Annotated in this window: 25 protein-coding genes and 1 pseudogene; 5 read left to right on the top strand and 21 right to left on the bottom strand. The window is 33.0% G+C overall.

Annotated features, from left to right (window positions below):
- Positions 1 to 13: 13 nt before the first annotated feature.
- The 13 genes and pseudogenes from ABJD27_RS22250 to ruvC all read right to left on the bottom strand — a co-directional run bounded on the left by ABJD27_RS22250 (position 14) and on the right by ruvC (position 10,688).
- Positions 14 to 1,822: a DNA mismatch repair protein MutS gene (locus ABJD27_RS22250; RefSeq protein WP_348169494.1), complete on the bottom strand. Its 1,809-nt coding sequence runs from the start codon at positions 1,820 to 1,822 to the stop codon at positions 14 to 16.
- Positions 1,823 to 1,837: 15 nt separating this feature from the next.
- Complete coding sequence (locus ABJD27_RS22245; RefSeq protein WP_348169497.1) at positions 1,838 to 2,194, bottom strand: MmcQ/YjbR family DNA-binding protein; 357 nt, start codon at positions 2,192 to 2,194, stop codon at positions 1,838 to 1,840.
- 4 nt (positions 2,195 to 2,198) lie between these two features.
- Entirely contained in the window at positions 2,199 to 3,155 is a 957-nt protein-coding gene (locus tag ABJD27_RS22240; protein ID WP_348169500.1) for a transglutaminase domain-containing protein, read from the bottom strand.
- The gene (locus tag ABJD27_RS22235) at positions 3,133 to 3,621 is read right to left on the bottom strand and encodes an ATP-binding protein (RefSeq protein ID WP_348169503.1); all 489 of its coding nucleotides are present in this window, start codon (positions 3,619 to 3,621) and stop codon (positions 3,133 to 3,135) included. Before ABJD27_RS22235 ends, ABJD27_RS22240 begins: the two co-directional genes overlap by 23 nt.
- Positions 3,621 to 4,238: a DUF4230 domain-containing protein gene (locus tag ABJD27_RS22230; protein ID WP_348169506.1), complete on the bottom strand. Its 618-nt coding sequence runs from the start codon at positions 4,236 to 4,238 to the stop codon at positions 3,621 to 3,623. Before ABJD27_RS22230 ends, ABJD27_RS22235 begins: the two co-directional genes overlap by 1 nt.
- A gap of 154 nt (positions 4,239 to 4,392) precedes the next feature.
- Positions 4,393 to 5,109, bottom strand: a complete 717-nt coding sequence (locus ABJD27_RS22225; RefSeq protein WP_348169509.1) for a DUF2071 domain-containing protein — start codon at positions 5,107 to 5,109, stop codon at positions 4,393 to 4,395.
- Between the two features lie 13 nt (positions 5,110 to 5,122).
- On the bottom strand, positions 5,123 to 5,545 hold the full coding sequence (locus ABJD27_RS22220; RefSeq protein WP_348169512.1) for an RDD family protein: 423 nt from the start codon (positions 5,543 to 5,545) through the stop codon (positions 5,123 to 5,125).
- A gap of 9 nt (positions 5,546 to 5,554) precedes the next feature.
- Positions 5,555 to 6,301: a cyclase family protein gene (locus ABJD27_RS22215; protein WP_348169515.1), complete on the bottom strand. Its 747-nt coding sequence runs from the start codon at positions 6,299 to 6,301 to the stop codon at positions 5,555 to 5,557.
- 91 nt (positions 6,302 to 6,392) lie between these two features.
- On the bottom strand, positions 6,393 to 7,526 hold the full coding sequence (gene hemW / locus ABJD27_RS22210; RefSeq protein ID WP_348169518.1) for a radical SAM family heme chaperone HemW: 1,134 nt from the start codon (positions 7,524 to 7,526) through the stop codon (positions 6,393 to 6,395).
- The gene (locus ABJD27_RS22205) at positions 7,527 to 8,273 is read right to left on the bottom strand and encodes a DUF3667 domain-containing protein (RefSeq protein WP_348169521.1); all 747 of its coding nucleotides are present in this window, start codon (positions 8,271 to 8,273) and stop codon (positions 7,527 to 7,529) included. It lies immediately after the preceding gene.
- A 4-nt stretch (positions 8,274 to 8,277) separates the two neighbouring features.
- Positions 8,278 to 8,355 (bottom strand): annotated as a pseudogene (locus ABJD27_RS22200) (crossover junction endodeoxyribonuclease RuvC); the annotation flags it as partial.
- A gap of 49 nt (positions 8,356 to 8,404) precedes the next feature.
- Entirely contained in the window at positions 8,405 to 10,126 is a 1,722-nt protein-coding gene (locus tag ABJD27_RS22195; RefSeq protein ID WP_348202097.1) for a tetratricopeptide repeat protein, read from the bottom strand.
- 7 nt (positions 10,127 to 10,133) lie between these two features.
- The gene (gene ruvC, locus ABJD27_RS22190) at positions 10,134 to 10,688 is read right to left on the bottom strand and encodes a crossover junction endodeoxyribonuclease RuvC (protein WP_348169535.1); all 555 of its coding nucleotides are present in this window, start codon (positions 10,686 to 10,688) and stop codon (positions 10,134 to 10,136) included.
- Between the two features lie 36 nt (positions 10,689 to 10,724).
- On the opposite strand from ruvC, the gene ABJD27_RS22185 reads away from it, so the two are divergent.
- The 4 genes from ABJD27_RS22185 (at position 10,725) to ABJD27_RS22170 (ending at position 14,808) form a co-directional block, all read left to right on the top strand.
- A complete protein-coding gene (locus tag ABJD27_RS22185) occupies positions 10,725 to 11,693 on the top strand; it encodes a hypothetical protein (RefSeq protein WP_348169538.1) in 969 nt (322 codons plus the stop codon).
- Positions 11,690 to 12,832 carry a glycosyltransferase gene (locus ABJD27_RS22180; protein WP_348169540.1) on the top strand — a complete coding sequence of 381 codons (1,143 nt, stop codon included), beginning with the start codon at positions 11,690 to 11,692 and terminating at the stop codon, positions 12,830 to 12,832. Before ABJD27_RS22185 ends, ABJD27_RS22180 begins: the two co-directional genes overlap by 4 nt.
- Positions 12,833 to 12,936: 104 nt before the next feature.
- Positions 12,937 to 13,815: a hypothetical protein gene (locus ABJD27_RS22175; RefSeq protein WP_348169543.1), complete on the top strand. Its 879-nt coding sequence runs from the start codon at positions 12,937 to 12,939 to the stop codon at positions 13,813 to 13,815.
- 117 nt (positions 13,816 to 13,932) lie between these two features.
- On the top strand, positions 13,933 to 14,808 hold the full coding sequence (locus tag ABJD27_RS22170) for a hypothetical protein (RefSeq protein WP_348169546.1): 876 nt from the start codon (positions 13,933 to 13,935) through the stop codon (positions 14,806 to 14,808).
- A gap of 7 nt (positions 14,809 to 14,815) precedes the next feature.
- Here ABJD27_RS22170 and ABJD27_RS22165 read toward each other — a convergent pair whose 3' ends face one another.
- From ABJD27_RS22165 to ABJD27_RS22140, 6 genes are all read right to left on the bottom strand, one after another.
- Entirely contained in the window at positions 14,816 to 15,298 is a 483-nt protein-coding gene (locus tag ABJD27_RS22165; RefSeq protein ID WP_348169548.1) for a hypothetical protein, read from the bottom strand.
- Positions 15,299 to 15,404: 106 nt separating this feature from the next.
- Positions 15,405 to 16,601: a tetratricopeptide repeat protein gene (locus ABJD27_RS22160; RefSeq protein ID WP_348169551.1), complete on the bottom strand. Its 1,197-nt coding sequence runs from the start codon at positions 16,599 to 16,601 to the stop codon at positions 15,405 to 15,407.
- Between the two features lie 3 nt (positions 16,602 to 16,604).
- A complete protein-coding gene (locus ABJD27_RS22155; protein ID WP_348169554.1) occupies positions 16,605 to 18,071 on the bottom strand; it encodes a M56 family metallopeptidase in 1,467 nt (488 codons plus the stop codon).
- A 36-nt stretch (positions 18,072 to 18,107) separates the two neighbouring features.
- Complete coding sequence (locus ABJD27_RS22150) at positions 18,108 to 19,325, bottom strand: alpha/beta hydrolase-fold protein (RefSeq protein WP_348169557.1); 1,218 nt, start codon at positions 19,323 to 19,325, stop codon at positions 18,108 to 18,110.
- A 38-nt stretch (positions 19,326 to 19,363) separates the two neighbouring features.
- Positions 19,364 to 20,800 carry a M56 family metallopeptidase gene (locus tag ABJD27_RS22145; RefSeq protein ID WP_348169560.1) on the bottom strand — a complete coding sequence of 479 codons (1,437 nt, stop codon included), beginning with the start codon at positions 20,798 to 20,800 and terminating at the stop codon, positions 19,364 to 19,366.
- Positions 20,797 to 21,162, bottom strand: coding sequence for a BlaI/MecI/CopY family transcriptional regulator (locus tag ABJD27_RS22140; protein WP_348169563.1), 366 nt, complete (start codon positions 21,160 to 21,162; stop codon positions 20,797 to 20,799). The genes ABJD27_RS22145 and ABJD27_RS22140 overlap by 4 nt, the downstream gene beginning before the upstream one ends.
- 172 nt (positions 21,163 to 21,334) lie before the next feature.
- On the opposite strand from ABJD27_RS22140, the gene ABJD27_RS22135 reads away from it, so the two are divergent.
- Complete coding sequence (locus ABJD27_RS22135; RefSeq protein WP_348169566.1) at positions 21,335 to 21,844, top strand: DUF456 domain-containing protein; 510 nt, start codon at positions 21,335 to 21,337, stop codon at positions 21,842 to 21,844.
- A gap of 82 nt (positions 21,845 to 21,926) precedes the next feature.
- Here the strand turns inward: ABJD27_RS22135 and ABJD27_RS22130 are convergent, their stop codons facing one another.
- The gene (locus tag ABJD27_RS22130; RefSeq protein WP_348169569.1) at positions 21,927 to 23,879 is read right to left on the bottom strand and encodes an OmpA family protein; all 1,953 of its coding nucleotides are present in this window, start codon (positions 23,877 to 23,879) and stop codon (positions 21,927 to 21,929) included.
- Between the two features lie 38 nt (positions 23,880 to 23,917).
- On the bottom strand, positions 23,918 to 24,115 hold a 198-nt coding region (locus ABJD27_RS22125; RefSeq protein WP_348169572.1), incomplete at its 5' end, for a type IX secretion system membrane protein PorP/SprF.

Here is a 24,115-nt window from a genome sequence, read left to right as displayed (position 1 = left end):
ACATAATACATTATCAATCTACAATTTCCATTTTCTTTAATAAGAAACTGGCATTCATATTCTGGCAAATCCCTTCCTTAAAGGTGTAGTCAAAATAGAGTTCGTCATCCTCTATACGTGCATCAAAGAAATAGTTCTGTACTTGTGTTAAGTCCTGTGAGGCTTCGCATAAACTCAAATCATGAGTTGCAATAATTCCAGTAGATTTTGAGTGGACTAGTTTATCTACAAATTTGCGGGACCCTATGGCTTTATCTGTACTATTGGTTCCTTTTAAAATCTCATCTAGGATAATAAAATAACGATCATTCTTAATCTCATCTACGATAAACTTGAGACGTTTGAGTTCGCTAAAAAAGTAACTTTCATCATCTGTTAAGCTATCCGTTGTACGCATACTGGTAATAAGCTTGATAGGTGAGTATTCTGTTTTTACTGCATATACAGGTAATCCTATATTTCCCATAACTATTTGCAAAGCAACGGTACGTAAGAATGTACTTTTCCCTGCCATATTTGCTCCTGTAATGATAAAAAACTGTTCTTTATGTATCGTTATATCATTAAGAATAGCCTTTGCAGGATCTAATAATGGGTGTGCTGCTTGTGTTGCCTTAAGTGTTACTTGGGTATCTGTGATTTCTGGATAGTGATGTAAAGGATGGTTAAAGTCATAATTCCCTAAACTATTATATGCATCAAAAAAGGCAATCACTTCAAACCAAATAGCAACATCGTCTTTATGTTGTTTTATCCAGGTTTCTACTTGGGATACAATTGCTAGATCTCTTATAAAAAACCCATTGGCTATAATTCCTACCAATACATTATTACGCTGGTCTAGCGCATCAAGATGTTTTGAAAACGCATGTAATACTCCAGATGCTTTTTGAGAAGTATTGATAATATAATTTCTCTTTTCTTTAAGCAAATCACTCTCAAATGTTTGCTCTTCTATTTTTGCTAATAACTTATGATACTGATCAAAAGTACTTTGTATCTTTCCTATATGTGCAGAAAGCATGTTGATTTTTTTTAAAAATCGTCCTACGATCGCAAGTCCTATTACAAACCATCCTATAACTATACCTCCATGTATAAATCCCAAAAAATACAGTGCTAATGTTGCTAGTGATATCCCAGAAAAAATCCATGACCCCATTTTTGTTCCTCTAGGAATAAAAGATTTATATTCTTGTAACCATTGAATTACAGAGGTTGCTGGCATTTCTGTTTTTACTAAAGATGCGATTGCAGAAAACTGTTGTCTCCATTCTGGAAAGGTGCTTATTTCCTCTATTGCTTTTTGTTTTGCTGGGATGTCCGTAATTTCATTTGCCTTCACAATATTTGCGAGTACATCCGAACCGCTTTCTAGAGCTGTTCTATTCATATATTGGAAAAAAGAACCTCTCCCAAAAAGATCTATATCTTGACTATAAAAATGAATTGGATCATGATATTCTTCGCCAGAAGGTAAGTCATAAAAATCACGATCAAGTACTTTTAATTCTGTTTCGTTTATAGAAACCAATGCTTTTAGAAGGTCTCTTTTATATACAAGCTTGCCGTGACGTACTACAAAAAAGACAAATACGGCAATCTCTGTAAGGAGCACTCCTGTCATTACCTTCCATAAACCAAACGTAACATATACACTTCCTACTATTCCAAAAAACAACAGTAATCGTATGGTACTTGATACATTAAGTTGCCTTTTAATTATGGCAAGTGCTTCTTGATGTTTTGATTTTTGATCTTTATAAAATTGAGATGGGTTGTTCATTAAAGGATAGGCATTTATATAATACTCTTTTGACAAGCTAAGAGGTTTGTATTAAAGATTTTCTAGTTCTGTACGCAATTTTTTTGTCATTTTACTCACAACAAGATCATAAGAATGATCTATAAGTTCGGTAATTAATTGAGGAGGTACTTCCTGTAAAATCACTGAATTCCAATGTAATTTACTCATATGAAAAGCTCCGGTAATAGTCCCGTCATATTCTTCTCGTAAAGTAGCAGAACGTTCTGGATCACACTTTAAATTAACTTGTGCGGGGATGCGTTCTAAGCCACTTAATGCAAACATCTTTCCCATTACTTTAAACACAAGGGTTTTTTCATCAAAAGGAAACTCTTCGGTCACTCCTTTTTTTGCAATACAGTAGTTTCTAAATTCTTCTATGTGCATCTTATTACTTCTTAATTTTATAAGCAATTATGGGTATATCATCTGCATAAATAACAAGCGATTGCGCTTTTGTTTTTGCAGTTATCGTACACTGAATTCCATGTCCCTCTTTTTGAAAATCTGCTGAGATTTTCTCAGGTGTATCAAGAGTATACGTTATTTTTTCTGCCTTTATTCCAGGAAGCGAAAATACAATTCCTTTAGACAACATTTTTGATTTTAAGATTCCTTGTTTCGGATGTATGGCATCTATGGTAAGTTGCTCGCTTATAAGCAAGGGTTGTTTACTAAATTCTTCTTTTGAAAGATCAAAAAACACATAAGCATCATCAAATATTTCTGGATAGTGACTTTTTAAAAACTGAGATGCTGGGGTGTCAAAATATGCATAAGAAGGGGATTTAATAAACGTACCATTATAACGTCCTGCTCCCCAAGTAGGGTCTAACAACATGGGTTTCTTATCAATGATCGCCACCAGCCACATATGATTTTTATCAAAAGGACGTCCTATATCAGAAGGTTGTGTTTTTGTATCTCCACGTACTACATAGGCATTAATACCTAATAATTCACAAACTCGTTCTAAGGTGAGCGCATATCCTTCACATACAGCAATACCATTTTGTACGGTTCTATTTATAATGCCTTCTCGAGTTTCGGCCATTTTCTCATTGCGTTCTTCAAGAATACGATATTGAAACTTATAGGTGTAATATTCTTGTGGATCATAGGCTACATTATTAATAAGCCAAGAATATCCTGCTCTCAATTGTTCTTTAGGGTCTGTAAAGTCTTTTTTAATTTGTGTTGCTAGGGCTTGATCTGTTATAAAGCTATTTGGATAAAATGACACCGTTGCATCTACTTTCTCAAAATCCTGACTTGTCACAACAGTTGCATAACACAATGCTATACCAAGTAGGTATTGCTTTATTTTATTGAGTGATAATTGTTGCATACTCTAATTCGTTTAGGGTGGGTTTTTCAAACCAAGTTTCCATAAAATCAAAGTCCGTTTCGGATACTTCAAACTGGAAGGTCACTCCTTGTTCCTGATTGCGTTGTACAACACGTTGCTTACGTATCTCGGATGGGATATCTAAGAAATGTAATTGTAAAGGTATATTATGCGCTTTCGCGAAAGCGTAAAAACGTTCCCTCCGTTCCTTTTTTGCAAATCCCAAATCTAGAATCGCAGGAGTACCGACCTCGGCAAGCTGTATAACCAACGACTGAATCATCTTATCCGACCGCTCAATACGTTCCAAAAACCAATCTACCCCATCTTCTGGGGTTTTATCATCTAGAAAAAGCATTTTGTTCCAATGATCAATAGAGAAAATAACGCCTTGTTTTTTCTCTTTTAAAGAAAGCCCATAGGTTGTTTTGCCTGCGCCTGTATTTCCAAGGATAATATGTATCACTAGAGATTGAGTTTTTTGGGTTCTTCTGCCTCCCCTATTTTTAAGGCATCATAATCTAGTTGCCATCCGATGGTTTCTACCAATTTTTGAATAAGTATAATGGTATCTAATGCTTGTTGAGATGCCGTTTTATACAAACCACTATTTGGGATTTTATCGACGATATGTTGCTTTGCTTCTTTATTAATATCAGTAAGATCAGTACTTGTTAAAGGGTTTGCCCATCCTTCTTTCTTATCATAAAACTTGAAATCGGTTTCTATAGAAAGTAATTCTGGTTGCGGAAAATCATAGAGTTTAATCGTCTTAGTTTCTACATTTGCTTCCATTTTCACTTTGGTAAGATCAAAACCTATGTGCGCTTTTGCATCAATGAGGATCAATGCTTTCTTAGTACCAAGTAATTTTTTAATCCACTTATCTTTTAAACTTTCATAATGATATATCTCTGCAAAATCACCTTCGACGGTAATAAACTTACACACAGACCGTATGCGTTCCATAAGTACCATAGATTGCGAATGCGCATTTGCTTTGCTTCCTCTTCTAGCAAAACGTCCATATAAGAAATAAGCGATTACGGCTCCTATCGCAAGTCCTAAAAATAAAAACTCCATACTGTAAATATACTAAATTCCCCCTCTGTCCTTTGGACATCCCCCCCAAAGAGAGAGAATTAAAAAAAGTACTGGCACCACTCTTTTATAAATCTCCTAGATGAGTGATTTTAAGCCATAATCTAATGTGCAGTCTATGAAAAGAGTATCAACTCTAAGAGGGTTTAATTCTCTGTAAACCTATCCATTCATGATCAATATCTTTCATTAATAATGCGTTATCAAAAGTGACTGATCCTTTTGGGAAAATATCGGTATTACCAAAAAAACTTGAGTTAACAGCTATTACATTAAGAGGGGATACTTTCCAATGGTAGGTCTTTAGTTCTAGTCCGTCATAAAAATTACCATCTGGAGAATATCCTACAGCTCCTTTTTCAAAAAAATCTGAAGCTTCTTGGAGGTTTTCAAAAACACTCTCATCATTCCAATGATTTGTTTCATTTGCTTTTATAGATAAAGATGTATGATCATCGCTTACAAATGCAACTTCGTACGTATCGCTTTCTTCTTTTATGGTAAAATCTGCTAAGTGATGTACTCCAGGAAAAACGCGCCCTCCTACCATTGCATTAAGTTTTGATGAAGTGTCTCTTCTTGGAATATATACTCCTTCTTTTAACACACCATCTTCATACCATTGTACTGCGATCCTGTGTGCTCCATTTTCTGAAGATATTCCTAGCATTTTTGGAAATCCTTTGGGTCTAATTTCTTTAAGTCTGATAAGACAAATACCTGCCATTCCTTTTCCGTGTATTAATTTAGGCATAAAGGGTTCTGGGAGATATCGTTCTAGTGCTTCTTTTTCTACTTGATAGTTTATAAGAATTCTTCTATCAATGATTCCTGTTATGATTGGTATTTTCATGACAGTTTGTTTTTTATTTTATCACAATAGTTTTTGCCCATAAATCTCCTATTCTCTGATTCTTCTCGGTATTTTTAATCACGATAACTCCTACTAACCCAAAGAAAATCATATCTACAGGGTCCATTATATGTCTCTTTAACGATTCTATAAAAGTTAATTTCCTATACTGTCCATTCATCGGGATTGCCTTAAGACCAAGAATAAGATTACCTATAGTTGCTCCTACGCTTATTTCTATACCGACCGTTATAAGTAGCCAAACAATCACGAGAATAATAATGGGTGCCTCCTCTAGGATATAAGGAATGCTTTGCCTAAAATTCGCAAGTAGTAATAGAGATATTACTGAAGTAAATGCATAAATAATAGTATAGTCTATAACCCCTGCAGCTATACGTCTTCCTATATATGGCTTGGTATCTATGTATGTCAAATTTCTTTTTTAAGATTCTATTTTATATAATACTGGTTTACTCGGTGTGGCATCATTATCAAAAGATGCAATCTGTAGATTAAGTAAATAGGTTCCATCTTCTATTTGATGAGGCACATAAATCATTTCTGTAATAGTGGCGTCCATTCGGATGGTACCGTCTACATCCCAAAAAGCTTTATGGGCTTTTAATTCTCCTTCATCTTTTTCTCTATCTACACTTGGCAGATCTATCAAAAGATGTTTTACACCACAATTACGCAAAAATACCATTGCACTTTCTTCTATATAGGTCCAATTGGTATGGGACCAATTTTTTGTTTTTTTATCTTGAGTATTTGGAAGTGTACGGATCACTAATGCTTCAGGAGTTTTCCCGTTTAAGTCATATTGCAATTGTTTTTTGGAGATGACACTGTCTTCTCCTCTTCTTTCTGAAGCTACTGTAACGATCTCAGTCATAAAAAAGAATTGTGTAAGATGCTCATTGATACTATGCACCTTTTCTGTGATATGTCCTGCACATTCTGTGTGTGTACCATGTGCATGGGGATTAAAGGTAATGGTATTAAAATTCACATCTCCTCCTTCACTTACTTTGCCTACCCAATCTTCTGATCGCACAGGCGATATTGTGGGTTTATCTATATACCAAGCTAGTGGGTTTTCTCCATCTTTTAACGGAATAGAGATGTCAATAGGTCGTAATAAATCTACAGAGAATGTCTGATTCTTATGAGTGATGGTTGCTTTCACAGTGTTGGTTTTGTGTATGTCCGTCTATATGTCTTTAAAGATAAAGAAAGTTACATTTGTTTTGATGATACTTTCTATTCTTAAATTACAACTACGTCAAATTTAATAGAAAGAGGTCACTTGCAATACCATCACTTAAGAACTTTCCTTTTTTTGTAATATACAATCGGTCTCTATCTTTAAATAAGAAATGATTGTCTATATGGATTTGTGCTTGTTGTAATAAATAGATACACATCTTTTGTCCAAAAAGGGTTTCTACTTTTTTAAGTGAGATCCCTTGTTGGGTACGTAAACGTGTCATCACATGCTCATTGTAGCGATCTGTATGCGTAAGTTCTTCTTCCTCTTGAGGTAATTGATTATCTGCAATGGCTTTTATGTACTTTGGATTATTACTCACATTCCAAGCTCGTCGCTTTCCGTTATAACTATGTGCACCAGGGCCGATACCTATATAGGTTTTGCCTTCCCAATAAGCGGTATTATTTCTAGAATAAAAACCAGGTTTCCCAAAATTACTAAACTCATAATTATCATATCCAGTAGCTTCCATTTTATCAATAAGGATGGCATGATGTTCTTGAGCAACCTCATCTTTTACGGGAGGGATGATTCCTTTTTTAATGAAGTTTTCCAATGCTGTTTTTGGCTCTACGGTCAGGGCATAAGCAGAGATATGAGGCACGTTTAATGCAAGTGCTTTTTCTATATTCTCCATCCACCTATCGTTACTCATTCCTGGGATTCCGTATATGAGATCTAGGGAACTGTTAGGAAAACGCTTTCGCGAAAGCGTAATACAATCTACCGCCTCCTGCGCATTATGTGCTCGATTCATCAGTTTTAAATCTTCTTCAAAAAAAGATTGTACTCCAATACTTAATCTATTTATAGCCGACTCACTTAGTGCTTTAATTTTTGCTTCGGAGAGGTCATCTGGATTTGCTTCTAAGGTGATTTCTGGATCAGAACTCACATCATAATGTTCATATACCGTTTTTATAAGAAGGTTGATCTCATCAGACTCTAATACCGAAGGGGTTCCGCCTCCAAAATAAATACAATCTACTGTTTGGTTTTTAAACTCCTCTTTACGGAGTGTCATCTCATGTATGAGCGACTGTATCATAGCATCTTTCTTCCCCATAGACGTAGAAAAATGAAAATCGCAGTAATGACATGCTTGCTTGCAAAATGGGATATGAATGTAAATACTAGACATTTAGTTTTTAAGTGAGAGGATTAAAAATGATAACCCAAATCCTAAGATTATATATAGAAACATCGCTAGAGAGTACATAATTAATGTCTTTAGAGTCACGATTACTCTCTTTTTTAGAAAGAGAGAATTACACGCATATATCAAATAAATGACCATGATTATAAATGAAAAATACTGCAATTTGTTTGATATAAACTTGGTCAAAAAAAGACTTATGGTTGCAAATAAAGTATAGATTCCTACAATATAAAAGGAGATAGCTAGATATTCTGCAAGAGTATATGATTTTCTAAAAAACAACTTTAATGTTAAGCTCAACGTCAAGACAAACAACAATAAAAAATTATTGATGTTTTTTGACATAAACTTAGCCGTAGTAATGATACGTTCAAAACTAGGGTTGTCAATACCATTACTCGTTACTTCTTGAAATGGATCATAGTTTATAACCGATCGTATAAGTACCAATAAAATGGTTGCTAGTATAAAAAAAGGAACAGGTTTATAATATGTTTTTCGCTTTCCATCTAAAAACTCACGAAAAAGTTTTCCTGGATTGAGAAATAATAACTTGAAAGTAATTAGCAATGGGGCATTTACAGAAAAGATACTATTTACAAAATCCTGAAGCGTATCTCTCACTGTAATTTTTGTAACCTTTATGCTTTGTCCGCAATGCATACAGAAATTACCTGAAATTTGAGTTTTACAGTTTTTACATACGATACTTTTAGCGTCTTGTGCCATAAGATTACTTCTTCACTCGCTTCTCATTTTGCTTTACAAAGGCCTCCCATTCTGTATAGCTCTTTCCAGAGTTGTAAAAATGACTTGTTTATTTACAAAACTAGGATATAAATATAGACGTTAGACATATATTATTGCTTTCTTTTCCTTCCTTTTACATACTTACGCGTATCTTCCTTTATAACATAAAGATTTGGATTGACGTTCTTTATTTTTTCTATATTCTCGTCTGTAATCACTTGGTGATCTACTAATAAATGTGTTAATGATTTTATAGAAGCTACCTCGGCAGGTATGTTTTTAAAACTATTATTGTGTAACCATAATGTCTGTAATTTACGGAGACTTAAAACTTCTTCTGGGAATTCTTTAAATCTATTATACTCTAAACTACAAAAAGTCAAATTTTCAAGTTTTTTAAATGACGGTGGTAACTGAGAAATATCATTACTCCCTAAAGATAAGCTCTTCAGATTTAATAGCTCCCCTATAGATTCTGGAACTTCTATTATTTCGTTTGCTCCTAAATTTATATATACTAGATTTTGTAGTTTACCAATATCTTCTGGTAATGATTTTATTCTAGAAGCATTACCTACAATACTTTTTAAGGAAGTACAATCTGCTAATTCATTACGGAGTCTAGATATCCCACTACCTGAAACATCTATTATTTCCATACATTTAAGATTACCAATAGTTGCTGGTAGATCTATTAATCTACTATTGTGCCTAACACTTAAATATTTGAGATGTATTAATCCTCCTAAAGATTCTGGCAATTCTTTTATACCACTAGCTTCAACAGATAATACCTCTAGATTTTGTAATAGTGCTATATTTTGAGGAAACTTCCGAAGATTTGTATAATCTAAAATAAGCATCTTTAAATTAGGAAGTCTACTCAAATCAGTTATTAAACTTTCAACATTTGAAAATCGATTTCTAGATAAATCAAGTTCTTCTAAGTGTATAAATTGATGAATTTCTTTTGGTAATTCTTTTATACCAGTGTCTCGTAAACTTAATCGTTTTACGTCCAAACGTTTTGAAAGTAAACTTGTTAAATCTTTTATTGGGTTTTCTCTAAATAATTCAGATTCTAATTGTGTATGGAAAAATCCACTATGCCACTTCATATCAATTTCTGGGCAATAAATACTTAATTCATTTTCTATCTCATCAAGACTTAAATTAGGCACATTAAAAGTAGTAGTTTCATCAAAAGACAATTCCTTTTTTATTACTTGTCTTTCAAAAACAGAATCTCTTTCATAGCCTCTAGATTCCATAAATGCCACATCCCAAGAGGCCCCTTCAAAATTATCATTAAAATATTCACACAGAACAACTCTTTTATATATTTCTCTCAACTCTATATGAGTCGCAGGTTTTCTTAAGAGAACTCTATAATACTCCTCAGCTACTTGAAAATTTTTAGCCGCATAAGCGCTATTTGCTTTCCATCGTAATAACAATGATTTTTCACCTTGAGACGCAATCAATGTATCTATATCCTGTATTGCTTCTTTATATTGACTATTTTGAAAATAGGATTGTGCTCTAATAAGTAAAGCGCGCCTGTCATCTACTTTTTCTAGATAAAAAGTAAGATCTTTTATAATATCTGAAAAATCTTTTGATTGTTGGTTTATTCTTGCTTGTGCTCTTAAAAAATAAGTGTTTGCATCACTAGTTTCTCTATCAATTACAATATCAAGTATACGAATAGCTTCATCCCAATCCTCTATATAAATTGCATTGTCATACTTTTCATATAGAACTTTCTCTTTTAGAAAACTATCACAAGAAATAAAAAAAAATACGGTAATTAGTATATATATAATCCTCATAATAGTATCACTTCTTCACTCGCTTCTCATTTTGCTTTACAAAGGCTTCCCACCCTGTATAGCTTTTTCCAGATGTTATCTTTCCAGAGTTATAAAAATGACAGACTGCTGCGGCAAGTCCATCAGTACTATCTAAGTTTTTAGGAAGTTCTTTAATCTTTAATAAGGATTGTAGCATTTTTGCTACTTGCTCTTTTGAGGCATTACCATTTCCTGTAATTGCCATTTTAATTTTTTTAGGAAGATATTCTGTAATAGGAACTTCTCTACTTAATCCAGCAGCCATCGCTACCCCTTGTGCTCTTCCTAGTTTGAGCATACTTTGCACGTTTTTTCCAAAGAAAGGTGCCTCAATAGCAATTTCATCGGGATGATAGGTATCTATCAGTTCGACGGTACGTTCAAAAATGAGTTTGAGTTTAATGTACGGATCTTTATACTTCATAAGTAACAACTCATTGAGTTGTAAAAATTCCATCTTCTTTCCTACTACTTTAATAAGACCAAATCCCATAATGGTTGTTCCGGGATCAATACCTAATATGATTCTTTCTTCTTTCAAAAGGAATTTTATCTTTTATTCGTTACTTTGTTTGTTATGCAAACCGTATCTCACAAAGCTACACAATTCTTAGTCTTTGGTGCTAAAATTTTGATTTTGGCAGGGGTTTTCTTTTTTATTTGGAAACGGATTGCATCAGATATAGATATATTCTTTGAAAATTTTAAATCATATAATATATCATTATCGTCATATATCAATATTGCAATATTACTATTATTATCTATTTTAAATTGGATATTTGAAATCTTAAAATGGAAAACACTTTCTAGCCATTGTGACCTGATTACATTAAAAGAAAGCACAAAACAAGTTCTTAAAGCACATGTAATGTCTCTCATTACACCTGCAAAAATCGGAGAATATGGAGCCAAAGCATTATTCTTCCCACCACATCAACGCAAACATATTCTTTTCTTAAATCTATTAGGCAACTTGTACCAAATGGTAGCTACCACACTATTTGGAATCATTGGGATTGGGATCGGAATTGCATTTCTATTCCCTACCTACGTAGGATATTATTTTACAATTACTACGGTATGCATTATCGTGTTATGGTTACTTCAAAAGATGTTTCAAAAAATATCATGGAAAATAAAAGGATATTCTTGGCAACGTATTAAGGCATTTACAAAGACCATTCATACACTCATAAAACGAAAGGCATTTATCTATTCATTTGTGAGATATTTTCTATTTGCACATCAGTTTTATTTTTTACTCTTATTATTTGATGTTGAAATCTCATATCTCTTAGGAATGAGTCTTATCGCGACCATGTACTTTGTGAGTTCATTAGTTCCTATGCTACAACTTTTTGATGTAGTTATTAAAACTGGTGTTGCTGTTGCTTTATTTTCATGGGTAGAAGTGCCAGAATTAACAATGGTAACCATTACTGCTCTTATGTGGTTTTTTAATGTAGCCCTTCCAATTCTTCCTGGAAGTTATTTTATTATGACAGATACTTCGGTTTCTTCTCAAAAACCAATATCCTCATGATCTTGCTCATTCTACTTTATAGCACCATTATAAGTTATGTGATCTTCATTCTTATCCTCTCCCATGGTTTTAAAAAAGTATCGTCTTTTACAGCTACAAAGGTTACACACAAAAACGAGTTTTCTATTATCATTCCTTTTAGAAATGAAGAAGCACATCTTCCTGTATTATTAGAGAGTTTACGTCATTGCTCATATCCTACAACATTGTATGAAGTACTCCTTATAAACGATAGTTCTCAAGATGATTCGGTTACGGTTATTACATCTTTTATAAAAAAACATCAACTTCAGAATATCAAAATCATAGATAGTATACGCATTTCTACATCCCCCAAAAAGGATGCTATTCAGACAGCTATTGGTCTTGCAAAACATGCATGGATTGTAACCACAGATGCAGATTGTAGTGTTCCAACTTTGTGGCTTACTACTCTTGATGTTTTTATACAAACAAACGATACCAAATTTATTGCAGGTCCAGTGACTTTACCTCAACATGCTTCTTCTTTTTTAAACGCATTTGAGCATATTGACACACTTAGTCTTATGGGAGCAACCATAGGAAGTTATGGAATACGACATCCTTTCTTATGTAACGGAGCGCATCTTGTATATGATAAAACTACATTTACAGAGCTAGGGGGATTTGATGGAAACGCACATATTGCTAGTGGAGATGATCATTTTATATTAGAAAAATTCAATGCAGCTTATCCAGATCAAGTACACTATCTCAAATCTCAAGAAGCAATCATTACGACTACACTTCATAAAGATTGGGGCTCTTTTATAAGACAACGGAAACGTTGGGCTTCAAAAGCTACGGGGTATACAGATGTATTTACAAAAGGGATTGGACTTCTAGTATTACTTACAAATCTTGCTATGATGGTTGGGGTTGTTTTTGCTTTCGCGAAAGCGGACTCAGAAACATTTCCATTATACATCATAATCCTTCTTATCAAAGTTCTAGTAGATGGCGTTTTAATAGCTCAATCTGCTCAATTTTTTAATAAACTGAAACTTCTCGTATGGTACCCTATATGTGCTATCTGTTATCCTTTTATAAGCACTTATATTGCCATCGCTTCTTTAAAGGGAGGGTTTATTTGGAAAGGAAGGTATTTTAAGAGATAAAAATAGTCTACAAGATTATGTCTTCTATTTTATTTAGAAAGACTATTGCATTCCATTTTTCGTTATAGTAATGATCTTATATAATTAAATGCGACAATATTTATATGAAACACATTACTTTATCATTATTTCTATTCTTATTTTGCTTTAAAAGTATACTTGCTCAGACTAACTCATATGTTATAAATAACCAATCTTATGAATTAAAAATAGCAGTAGAAGGAACAATCACTTTACTGTGGAATATCATTGATCAAGAATACTATTATTTTGCAAAAAAAGGAACTACTATTATAGCACTTACAAATACAAAAACAAATAATCAATATCAAGAAGAATACAAGGCACAACTACTAGCGCTTACTGCTAATGCAAATATGGATAAAGATCGTATTGACAGAGTACGATTAACATTGTCAAACCTTAGAAGATTCTTTAATGCCTATAATAAACAGGTAGACCCTCAGTATATAGAAAAAAAACTGCGAAGTAATATAGAATATCGTTTAGGAATTTTTGGAGGAATTACAAACAGCATTTTTAGGACAGATTTACAAAATAGGATAAAACCTCAATTGGTTATTGACTTCGAACTTTATGATAAAATAGCATTACCAAGTCATGGAATTGCTTTGCAGTATAAACAAACATTCCGTAGTAATGGTTTTGGCGAGGATGATTATCAATTATCTATTAATCATCGTTTTAAATTTATAAAGAAATCTAAGTTTCAGGTATATTTAAACACAAAACTTGTAACCTATACTATTTTTACTAGAACATTTATAGAACCTGGTTTTATTGATTTTGGACTAGAAACAATTACTAATCTACAAAGTCCTTTTATTTTTGGTTTTGGGACAGATATTAAACTCGGGAAAGGGTATGTATCATTAAATTATAATGATGTTTATTCTTTCATTATAAACAATAGAGACGAATTCCCTGTTGATGCAACCGTAGGCTATCGATTTGTTTTCTAAGGCTCTTTTACAAGCACTATCACTGTTTTAGTTTTATTAAGAAAGCGGTATATATAGAAAGATGGCTATTTTAAGAGATAAGTTTTTTTGTTACCTTTAAAATCCAAATCTTTTTTTATGAAACCCCTCATTACACTCTTTTGTGGACTTTTCCTATGTCTCACAACGGCTATCGCGCAAACAGATACTTATACTATTAATAATAACTCATACGAACTACGTACCGATGTACAAGGACCTATGACTTTATTATGGAATGTTTTTAATCAAGAATATCGCTATTTTGCTAAAAAGGGAAATACGATTATTGAGCTTACCAATACCAAAGAAAGCAATCAATATCAAGAAGAATACAAAAAACAATTACAAGAACTCACCTCTGATAGCGATGTAAACACAGAGAAGGTCAAACTAACATTATCTAGCTTGCGCCGCTTCTTTAACGCCTATAATAAAAAGACCGACCCTAATTATAAAGAAAATAGCTTCCTTACAGAAATAGAGTATCGATTAGGCGTTTTTGGAGGCATTACAAATAGTGTATTTGTAGATAATCCTGATAATACTTCTAATGGTCAATTTGGGGTTGATTTTGAACTCTACGATCCAACGGCATTGCCTAGTCATGCCATTGTTCTTCAGTATAAACAGACACTATCTAGTGATGATTTTGATTATAGCGCATCACAGTTTTCTATCAATCATCGTTTTAAATTTATAAAATCTCCTGCGTATCAAATATATCTCAATACAAAACTCGCAACCTATACAATCTCAAAAAGAACAGAAGAAGTTATAGGTAGTGATTTTATTGCGTTTGAAGAAGATTCAGGATCTAGTTTTCAAGGACCACTTATTTTTGGTCTAGGAGCAGATATTAAGATAGGAAAAGGGTACCTCTCTCTAAATTATAATGATGCATTTTCTTTTGTCATAGATGACAATGGAGAGTTTCCTGTAGATCTTAGTATAGGGTATAAGTTTGTATTGTAATTGAATTCTACTCGCTCACCTTTAAAATCACAGGGATCTTACATTTTGTCTTTACAGGTATTCCTCTTTTTGTAGCAGGATAAGAGATCGGTAATGCTTGTGTTGCATCATGAATCCATAAGGGTAATTTTGGAATTTCTTTGCGCACTAATGGTGTGATATGAATACTATCTAAGCAAAACTTTCCTTTCTCGTTTACAATATAATCTATCCATACAGTATCATCTACCGCTTCTTGGACGATAATAGAATGATGACTGAGTTCTGTATACAGAGCGTTTGTTATATGTTCTTCAAAACAGCGTTTTAAGGCCATTCTTTCTGATAAAGAATCACATTGCGTAAAGCTAGGATAGACATCTACTTCTGTAATATCTATGGTATTCCATTGCTCATTAAAAAAATCTTCTGTCGTTATTTTTTTAGTCTCCCATCCTGAGCAAGATGCTAGTAGTATACAACAAGCTACAAGAATAACACGGAGGTTCATACAGTTTAATTTCTTGGATGAAATTTACAATTTTATATGTTGTTCTCCTAAAGGTATCTATGATACTGTTTTGACACTATAATCAAGATGGTATTATATCTGTTTATTAATCTTCTCCTTCTTTTAAAAACAGTTCTTCTTTTAGAATTTTTAAACGTTTTTCTGCTATAGAGATATAAAATTTAGTTCTATAGTCTTTTCCTTCTTTAAATTTTTCAATAAAACGTTCATATAGCTTAACGACTTCTTTCTTATCCTCATAATAATTATCAGCACATACGGCGATTTTATGATTTAATTCTATGTTTTTAGGATCTACTTTAAGAACGAGATTATATTGCTTAATTGCTTTTTCAAATTTTTTATTAAACTGATATGCTTTTCCTAATGTATAGTATATATCATCTAGCGGTAAATCTTTAAAGTATAATGCTTGTTTTGCGTGGTACTCTGCTTTTTCTATATCTCCTATTTTTCCATATAGCTCGGCGAGTATATGATGAATTCCATAATCTTCATCATCTAGTCCTAATAAGATTTCATATTGATCAATGGCTTTTTGGTGCATGTTTTTTTTACGATAACTAGCACCTAAACTGTTATGAATATGTGGGGTAGACTGTCCTAAATCTATTAATTTTTCAAACCAAATAATCGCTTCAAAATAGTATCCTCTTAGATAATAGTTTTGCGCATGAATATTCACCATTTCTGCATTATCTGGGTCACTCTCAAAAGCTTTAAGACAGATTTTCTCTACAATAGGATAATCTCTATGAGTTAAGTGATGCAATCCTAATTGATATAATGCTTTTATATGTGTAGAGTCCAGTTGCACCGCTTTTGAAAAAGCTTCCTCGCTTTTGAACATTTCTTTCTTTTCTCTAGCGGTATCTTTCTTTTTTTCTAACTGTTTTAAAGCACGACCGCGCTGATAGAAATACTCTGGGTTATCTGCGTATTTATTTGTCAATGTTTCAAAAATAGAATCGGCTATGGCAAATTCTCTCCTTGTAATAAGGAGTCTTCCATATTCTGTAGCTGCAACAGCTTGTTCTGAATCTTGGATTAACGAATTCTTATATGCTTCTAGCGCAGCTTTTTTATTACCTAAACCTTTATAAGAACGTGCAATTTGTAATGCTATTTTTGCATTTTGATCAGGTACTAATTGATATTGTTGGATTGCTTTTGTATAGTTACCAACAGCGTATAAACTGTCTGCAACAGTCAAAGCCGAAGACTGAGCTTCGGCTTTAAAAATGATGCTATTTAAAAAAATAAGTATAAGGTATTTTCTCATATATTAACTTTCGATTTTAAAAGTAATAGGTAGACTATATAGTACACCTACAGGCTTTCCGTTTTGTTCTCCTGGTTGCATTTTAGGTAATGCCTGTATCACTCTAGTTGCTTCTGTTTCTAAATCTGGATGTGGTGCGCGAGTTCTAATATTTACAACATTTCCTTGTTTATCTATTTTGAAAGCTACAAAAATCCTGTTGATTCCTGTAAGTCCTAACTTCCCTGCTAAGGATACATCAAATTCTCTATTTACGTGTTTTGACACATTTAAAGTCATACATTCCTTAAGTTGTTGATTTGTACCAGAACATTCTGGAAACGTAGGGACTTGATCTATCACAGAAAAAGGAATATCTGCTCCGTCTAAGCTTTCTATCTCTGTTTTTTCTGAGTTTCTATTAAAAGCATTAGAGACAAGTTTACTTCTCAAAGATTGTACTTTTTCTGCAAATTCTTCTAAATCTTCAGAGCTTAAATCATCTCCTTTTTGAAGATAATGTTCTTTTAAAGCATCTACGTATTTAGTATACTCTTCTTCTGTAATTTGATCTTTTGGAACTTCTATTAAAAGTTCGCTAAGCGGTATTTCACTTGATTCATCGGCCTTAATACCAGTATCTTCGCTACAAGATACATAGATAAGCATCGATAATACGAGCGGAAGAATGATTGCATATTTGATTTTTGAAATTTGTTTTGATTTTGTTTTTTGTAACATAACGATTCGTTTTTTAATGATGGAATGATTGAAAAATGTATTGATGAATGAAAACTGTTTGGTGCCAAAAGCGGTATTCAACAATTCTTCATAATATTGTTGTTTTGAAGTATGTCCTACGGCATATTCATCGGCAAGATATTCGTGTATTAAGCTTACTTCTCTTTGATATAGGTAGATAAATGGGTTAAACCACAAAACGACGCGTAGTACTTCAAAAAGTAATAGATCCCAAGTATGTTTCTGTTTTACGTGAACATATTCGTGTGTCAGGATTTGCTTTCGCGAAAGCGTATCTAATTTATCTCCTAAAAAAATATATCTCAAAAAAGTGAACGCTACGTTTGTATCTGGAAGTGTGATCACTCGTTCTCCTTGTTTTCTATATTTAAATAAGCGAATAAATTGAATGATTTTATACCCAAAAACAAGAAGGCTTATTCCTATTCCTATAAAATAGATCAATTGCCAACTTAGTGTAAACCCGCTAGAAGCAACTCCAGCAGTTTCTATAGTATTTTCTAATGGTGTTCCTAAAACAACTTCTGGAAGTAATTCTACAAAACTTTGTACTGGAAGTATTGTTTGTAACACTTCTATTTTTAAAAACGGAAGTCCTATTGCTAGTAATGGTGTACTAATTAAATACAACCGATTGTAAAGAAAAAAGGTTTCCTTTTTCAAAAACAAGATATACCCTACTAAGAATATAGCTTGAAAGCATAGCACTTCTATAACATATCTTTCCATAACATTCTTTTTTTTAAAATGTGTATCCGTTCATTTTTATTTACCTTCTTTTAATACATTCAATTTTGTTTGAGCCTCTTTATTGCCATCTATTTTAATTGCCTTTTCAAAATATTCAATAGCTTCATCCTTCTTCTTTTGCTTTGTGTAGTAATCTCCCATCGCAACATAACTTCTTGATTCGTCAGGATAGTACTTCAGATTCATTTCTAAATAAGCTTGTGCTTTCTTAGGTAATTTATGTGACGTTAGTATAAAAAAGCCAACATCATTTATAAATTGCCATTCGGGTTTTACTTCTCGTTTAAAACGTTTACTCAACTCTTCAAAATGAACATAAAAAGGTTCTGTTAATTGTTTTGCTGAGTATGCTTTTGGTGTATTAAATCTCCACCTTTCTGGGAACGGATACCATAAAAACAAAGATCTCAAACCATTATACATTCCAGGAAGCACTACACTTCCATGGTCTTCATCCCCTTGATAATCCCAAGTAAAATCTAACTGCCCCTTATTTTTTACCAATATATCATGGAAATGAAGGTTTGCTCTTAGCATTTCTGTTGGTTCAGATTTGAGTCTTCGCACCTTAGTTGTATCTATACCCGTGCTATTAGCTACCGCAACATACAGCGATTTGTTTTGACGAGTTGATCTATTGAATATCTCTTTAGACTGATTTACCAGTTTTTCTTTATCCCACCAAAGGCTTGGATCAATCGCTAAATAATTATCAAATACTTCTGGGTGATGCATATATGCGTACAGAACAAAAAGACCTCCAGTAGAATGCCCTATCACTGTACTCATCGTGTCAGTAGGGTACTTGCTTTTTACATAAGGTTTTAATTCATTCTCAATAAATTTTATAAAATTAGGCGCGCCTCCAGAGGTTTCTGACTTATGCCCCCGTTGAAATGGAACGTTTGTAGGCGTGAAATCTCTATTTCTGTCTGTATTTGGAATCCCTACAACAATAGATTTAGGTAAGTTCCATCGTTCTAGGAGTTTTAAAATACCTGTTACTGCATAAAAATGATCGGGTGCGTCTAGCACATATATCACAGGATACTTTTTACCATCTTCTATTTTTTCTGGTAGATGCACCCAAAGCTCTCGTTGCTCATTGAGTATTTCTGAAAATAGAGAGTCTACAGCACCTACGACTATTTGTTTCTCCTCATTTTGAGAAAACTGAGCCGTGGCATAAAAATGTATGCTCAAAAATGCTGTAATGAATAGTATGATCTTCATTTCTCTTTATTATCTTTTTTCTGCTCTTGAACTATTTACTATTTCTCTACTTTGAAAGTTATAGGGAGGTTATATAATACACTTACTAGTTTTCCTTCGTGTTTTCCTGGGATCATTTGCGGCAATGTCTTCATAACTCTAATGGCTTCTTCCTCTAGTTTTGGGTGACCTCCACGAGCACGAACATCTACAATATTTCCTGTAACATCTATTTTAAAGACCGCAACAACTCTCTTTACACCAGTAAGTCCTAGTTCTTTAGGAAGGTTCGCATTAAATTCTTTGCCTACATACTCCGACATCTTTTGTGTTGTACATTTCTTTATTTCTTCTTTAGAGCCAGAGCATTCTTTAAAAGTTGGTACTTGATCTACCACACCAAACGGAATATCTAGATCATTTAACACATCATCATATGTACCATCTTTTAAAATGTCCTTATCGTTGCTAGTCACAGCGGTTAACACCTTAAGAGCTCGTTCTTCTTCTTCAGACAACTCTCCTTGTTTTGCTATAGAATTCTTGAGGATTTCTATATTCTGAATTATTTCGCTATCAGAAGTATTATATCCCGTTCCTTTTGCACTTGCATCTGTACATGCTGTGTATACCAATATTGAAAAAAGCGCTGGTAAAAGAAATAAGTATTTTACTTTTAAAATTTGTTTTGATTTTGTTTTTTGTAACATAACGATTCGTTTTTTAATTATTGAATGATTGAAAAATGGATTGACAAATGAGATATTTTCTATTTGAAATACATGCGAAAGCAATCCTTGATAGTATTCTTTTTTATCTTTTTGGGAAACCACTTTTGCATCTGCTGTGTATTCTTGAAGCATCATCATTTTATTTTGATATACATACACCAGTGGATTAAACCAACATACAATGCGGAGTATTTCAAAAAAGAGCATATCCAAAGAATGTCGTTCTTTTACATGAATGCTCTCATGCAATAAGATATTTTCCCTTTGTCTTTCTGAGAGGGTTTCTCCTAAAAAAATAGTATTAAAAAAAGAGAATGCAGTATCTGTGTTTGGCAATGTAACTAGACTAACTCCATCTTTATGATGGCTGTTACCTGCACGTTTTAAGCGTTGTATTTTTACTATTTTATACACAAATAACGCTATACTTATCCCAACTCCCGAAAGCCATATAATGGTCATCCAAGGTATTGCAGGGGCTATTTCTGCTCCAGAAATAACAACCTCTCGAAGAGCCCTCTGTTCTAGTACTGATTCTGAGATTGTATTTCCTATAAGAACTTCTGGTAATGCGATTATATATTCTGAAGGAATGGTTTCTCGTATTGCATTTATTTTAATAAACGGAAGTACAAAACTTATAATAGGTGTTATTAAAAGGTAAGCTCTATTCCAATTAAAGAACGTCTCTTTCTTTAAGAACACATCATAAATTACTAAGAATAGTAATTGAAACACGACCATTTGTACTATATAGTGTATCATTTTTTATCTTCTTTATTTATCTCCTTCATAATCTCTTCCATCTCTGACATATTGATATCATTATTCTTCATAAAAAAAGACACCATACTTTTAAATGATCCTTGAAAATAGCCATTCATCAGTTTATTAAGTGTCTGATTACTGTAGTCTGTTTTCTTAACCTTAGGAAAATATATATGTCCTCTACCCTCTTTACGGTAGTCGACAAACTCTTTATTTTCAAGAATTCTAACAATCGTAGAAACTGTATTATACGCTGGTTTTGGTTCTGGCAACTCTTCTATAATTGCAGCAACGTTTCCTTCTTCAAGATTCCAGAGGATTTGCATAATATCTTCTTCGGCTTTTGTGAGTTGTTTCATGATTTTTGAATATCAATTAATTAGTACAAGAACTCGTGTTCTATCCTTTTTTTATAAATGAGTACGTTACAAATATAACTAAATTCTTAGTTTAAACTAATTTTTTAGTTTAAAACTTTGTAACAAAGCACTATTTTTATCGTCATATGTGCTGTAATCACATATTTTAAAAATGGATTTATTGCTTGTTTTTGTAGGTTTACTGCTCATTCTTTTAGGGGTTGTAGGAAGCTTTATTCCTGTTTTACCAGGTCCTCCTGTTAGTTGGTTAGGGCTTTTAGTATTACATCTCACAAAAGCAGTGCCAATGAATTATGTTTTTTTAGGCATCACTTTATTTGTAGCCATTCTTATTTTTGTGCTTGATTACATCATTCCATCTATAGGTACAAAGCGTTTTGGTGGTAGTAGAGCAGGTGCAATAGGGACGATGATTGGTTTATTTGTAGGGATTTTTTCTCCTATCCCTTTTGGAATTCTCATAGGTCCATTTGTCGGAGCACTTATTGGGGAGCTTGTCTTTAATCAGAGTGACTCTAAAACAGCTTTTAAGGCTGCTATAGGCTCTTTTCTTGGGTTTATAGCCTCTACCTTTATGAAGTTTATTGTTACGATGGTATTTCTCTTCTTATTTATTTATAAGCTTTTCGAATTTGGGGATGTTCTTTTTACGTGGTCGTAATGTTGTATACGCTTTCGCGAAAGCGTACCAAAAAAAAAGCCCTTCATTTCTGAAAGGCTCTTCTGCTATTAGTGTTATGGTATTATTTTTTAATCACAATAAATTCTGATCTTCTGTTAAGTTGGTGATCTTCTTCTGAACATTTTGAATCATTACCACAATCATTTACCAGTTGTGTTTCTCCATATCCAGCGCCAGAGATCCTGTTGCTATCAATTCCTTGATTTATAATGTACTCTACTGTAGACTTAGCTCTCTTATCAGATAGACTTAAGTTATAGCTATCTATACCGCGACTATCGGTATGAGATCTCGCGTCTATTACCATATTAGGGTATTGTTTCATCACAGAAATTACTTTTTCAAGTTCTAATGCCGCGTCTGGACGAATATTAAATCTATCAAAATCAAAGTAAATAGGATTAAGGTCTAATAAAAGAGTTAAATCATCTCCTACTTCGATAGGCTTTTCTATAAGTTCAATTCTTAAATCGTTTGTGATTGTTTCTGAAATATCTGGTGTAGAAAAAAGAACTTCATCTCCAGTAAATTTTTCTTTAGTTGCACGAACAATATATTGTTCTTCACAGGTTGCTGTATCAAAATTATATGCCCCGTCGGTTGCTGTAACTGTAGAGCTTATAATTTCATTTGAACTGTCCATCAACTGAACCATAGCTCCACTAATAGGTGTACCTGTTTCTTTATCTAGTACTCTTCCATCTAACACGATTTCGCAAGGAATTATTTCTTGCACAAAGCGATAAATATCATCGCTTCCCATTCCTCTTTTACGGTTGGATGCAAAATAACCGAGTTTGGTTTCATCATTTACTATAAATGTAAAATCGTCAAAAGAGCTATTTACAGGCTTTCCTATATTAACAATTTCTTGTTCATCACTTCCTAACTGCGGGCTTGTTACATACACATCAAGTCCTCCTAGTCCTGGATGTCCGTCTGAAGCAAAATATAAATTTCCATTTTTACTCATAAATGGAAAGGTTTCTCTTCCTTCTGTATTAATAGGTTTTCCTAAATTAACAGGAGTTCCATAAGTTCCGTCTTCATTAATATCTACAACCCATATATCAGACAATCCAAAAGTTCCTTCCATATCTGATGCAAAGTATAATTTTGTGTTATCTGCATTTAATGCAGGGTGTGCTGTAGAATACTCATCACTATTAAATGGCATCTCTACGGCTTCTGTCCACCCTTTACCTTCTTCTCTAGTTGATTTATAAATCTTAAGTTTATTGGTTCCGTTCTTATCTTTTTTATAACTCCCTTTTGTATAGTTGTTACGTGTAAAATATACCGTACTACCATCTTTTGAATACGCAGTTGTACTTTCGTGAAACTTTGAATTTAATACTTTACTGAATTTTGATGGTTTTGAAAAAGAACCACTTTCTTCTCCTATTTTTGATTCATATAAATCAAGGAAAGGTTGATTATTCCATTTATGAATACGCTTAATTCCTGCTCCTGAATCTCTAGAAGATGCAAAAATTAATTTTCCTTCAAATTCTGTAGGAGCAAAATCAGAATATCTTGAGTTAATACTTCTAATGTCTTCAAGAACATATTTGCTTTTCTTATATTCGGATATTTCTCTCAAATAATCTGGAGATTCTTTAAAAAGAGTTGCTCTTGTATCTGTTCCATTAAGGTCATTAAATCTAGTCATCATGGTATCTGCCAGATCATAGTTTTTTAATGCTCTTAATGTTTGTGCATATCTAAAATAGTATTCCGGCTGAACTTCTTCTCCGTAAGTATCTACGAGCCTTTTATACCATACTTCTGCATTTGTGTATTCTCCATTAAAATAATAAGAATCAGCAAGTTTTTGAAATAAATCTGCAGATTCATATCCTTTTTCTACTACATCAAGGTAAATCTTACGTGCATCTACATAAGCATATTGATCAAACTTTTTATCTGCTCTAGAAACTTTTCCTTCTTGAGCAAAAGTAAGTGACCCAGCTAGTAAAAATAAAGTCGTTAGTATATAAATGTGAAGCTTCATTATCTATATTTTTAATAATAATTATACGCTATTTTCTTTTAGAAGAATCTAGGGGTTAATAATCTATCATATTCGTTAAAGAGTTCAAATCTAAGGAAAACTTCAAAACTTCCATCATTAAATGTGGTATCTCCTAAATCTGTAGTCTCTCTATCATAAGCAATACCTATAAGCATACTATCAGAAACTTGAAAACCAGCAAGACCACTAAAGGCAGCACTCCATCTATAAGCTGC

This window comes from Dokdonia sp. (assembly GCF_039945015.1).
Lineage (GTDB): Bacteria > Bacteroidota > Bacteroidia > Flavobacteriales > Flavobacteriaceae > Dokdonia.
The sequence above is the reverse complement of the archived record's forward strand: the minus strand, read 5'-3'. Positions and strand labels throughout refer to the sequence as shown.

Bases quoted from the DNA above. Each gene is read 5' to 3' on its own strand.
- ABJD27_RS22145 (WP_348169560.1), bottom strand. From the start codon at position 20,800: ATGATACACTATATAGTACAAATGGTCGTGTTTCAATTACTATTCTTA.
- ABJD27_RS22135 (WP_348169566.1), top strand. From the start codon at position 21,335: ATGGATTTATTGCTTGTTTTTGTAGGTTTACTGCTCATTCTTTTAGGG.
- ABJD27_RS22140 (WP_348169563.1), bottom strand. From the start codon at position 21,162: ATGAAACAACTCACAAAAGCCGAAGAAGATATTATGCAAATCCTCTGG.
- ABJD27_RS22195 (WP_348202097.1), bottom strand. From the start codon at position 10,126: ATGAGGATTATATATATACTAATTACCGTATTTTTTTTTATTTCTTGT.
- ABJD27_RS22155 (WP_348169554.1), bottom strand. From the start codon at position 18,071: ATGGAAAGATATGTTATAGAAGTGCTATGCTTTCAAGCTATATTCTTA.
- ABJD27_RS22205 (WP_348169521.1), bottom strand. From the start codon at position 8,273: ATGGCACAAGACGCTAAAAGTATCGTATGTAAAAACTGTAAAACTCAA.
- ABJD27_RS22170 (WP_348169546.1), top strand. From the start codon at position 13,933: ATGAAACCCCTCATTACACTCTTTTGTGGACTTTTCCTATGTCTCACA.
- ABJD27_RS22240 (WP_348169500.1), bottom strand. From the start codon at position 3,155: ATGCAACAATTATCACTCAATAAAATAAAGCAATACCTACTTGGTATA.
- ABJD27_RS22165 (WP_348169548.1), bottom strand. From the start codon at position 15,298: ATGAACCTCCGTGTTATTCTTGTAGCTTGTTGTATACTACTAGCATCT.
- ABJD27_RS22130 (WP_348169569.1), bottom strand. From the start codon at position 23,879: ATGAAGCTTCACATTTATATACTAACGACTTTATTTTTACTAGCTGGG.
- ABJD27_RS22225 (WP_348169509.1), bottom strand. From the start codon at position 5,109: ATGAAAATACCAATCATAACAGGAATCATTGATAGAAGAATTCTTATA.
- hemW (WP_348169518.1), bottom strand. From the start codon at position 7,526: ATGTCTAGTATTTACATTCATATCCCATTTTGCAAGCAAGCATGTCAT.
- ABJD27_RS22160 (WP_348169551.1), bottom strand. From the start codon at position 16,601: ATGAGAAAATACCTTATACTTATTTTTTTAAATAGCATCATTTTTAAA.
- ABJD27_RS22180 (WP_348169540.1), top strand. From the start codon at position 11,690: ATGATCTTGCTCATTCTACTTTATAGCACCATTATAAGTTATGTGATC.
- ABJD27_RS22175 (WP_348169543.1), top strand. From the start codon at position 12,937: ATGAAACACATTACTTTATCATTATTTCTATTCTTATTTTGCTTTAAA.
- ABJD27_RS22245 (WP_348169497.1), bottom strand. From the start codon at position 2,194: ATGCACATAGAAGAATTTAGAAACTACTGTATTGCAAAAAAAGGAGTG.
- ABJD27_RS22150 (WP_348169557.1), bottom strand. From the start codon at position 19,325: ATGAAGATCATACTATTCATTACAGCATTTTTGAGCATACATTTTTAT.
- ABJD27_RS22230 (WP_348169506.1), bottom strand. From the start codon at position 4,238: ATGGAGTTTTTATTTTTAGGACTTGCGATAGGAGCCGTAATCGCTTAT.
- ABJD27_RS22185 (WP_348169538.1), top strand. From the start codon at position 10,725: ATGCAAACCGTATCTCACAAAGCTACACAATTCTTAGTCTTTGGTGCT.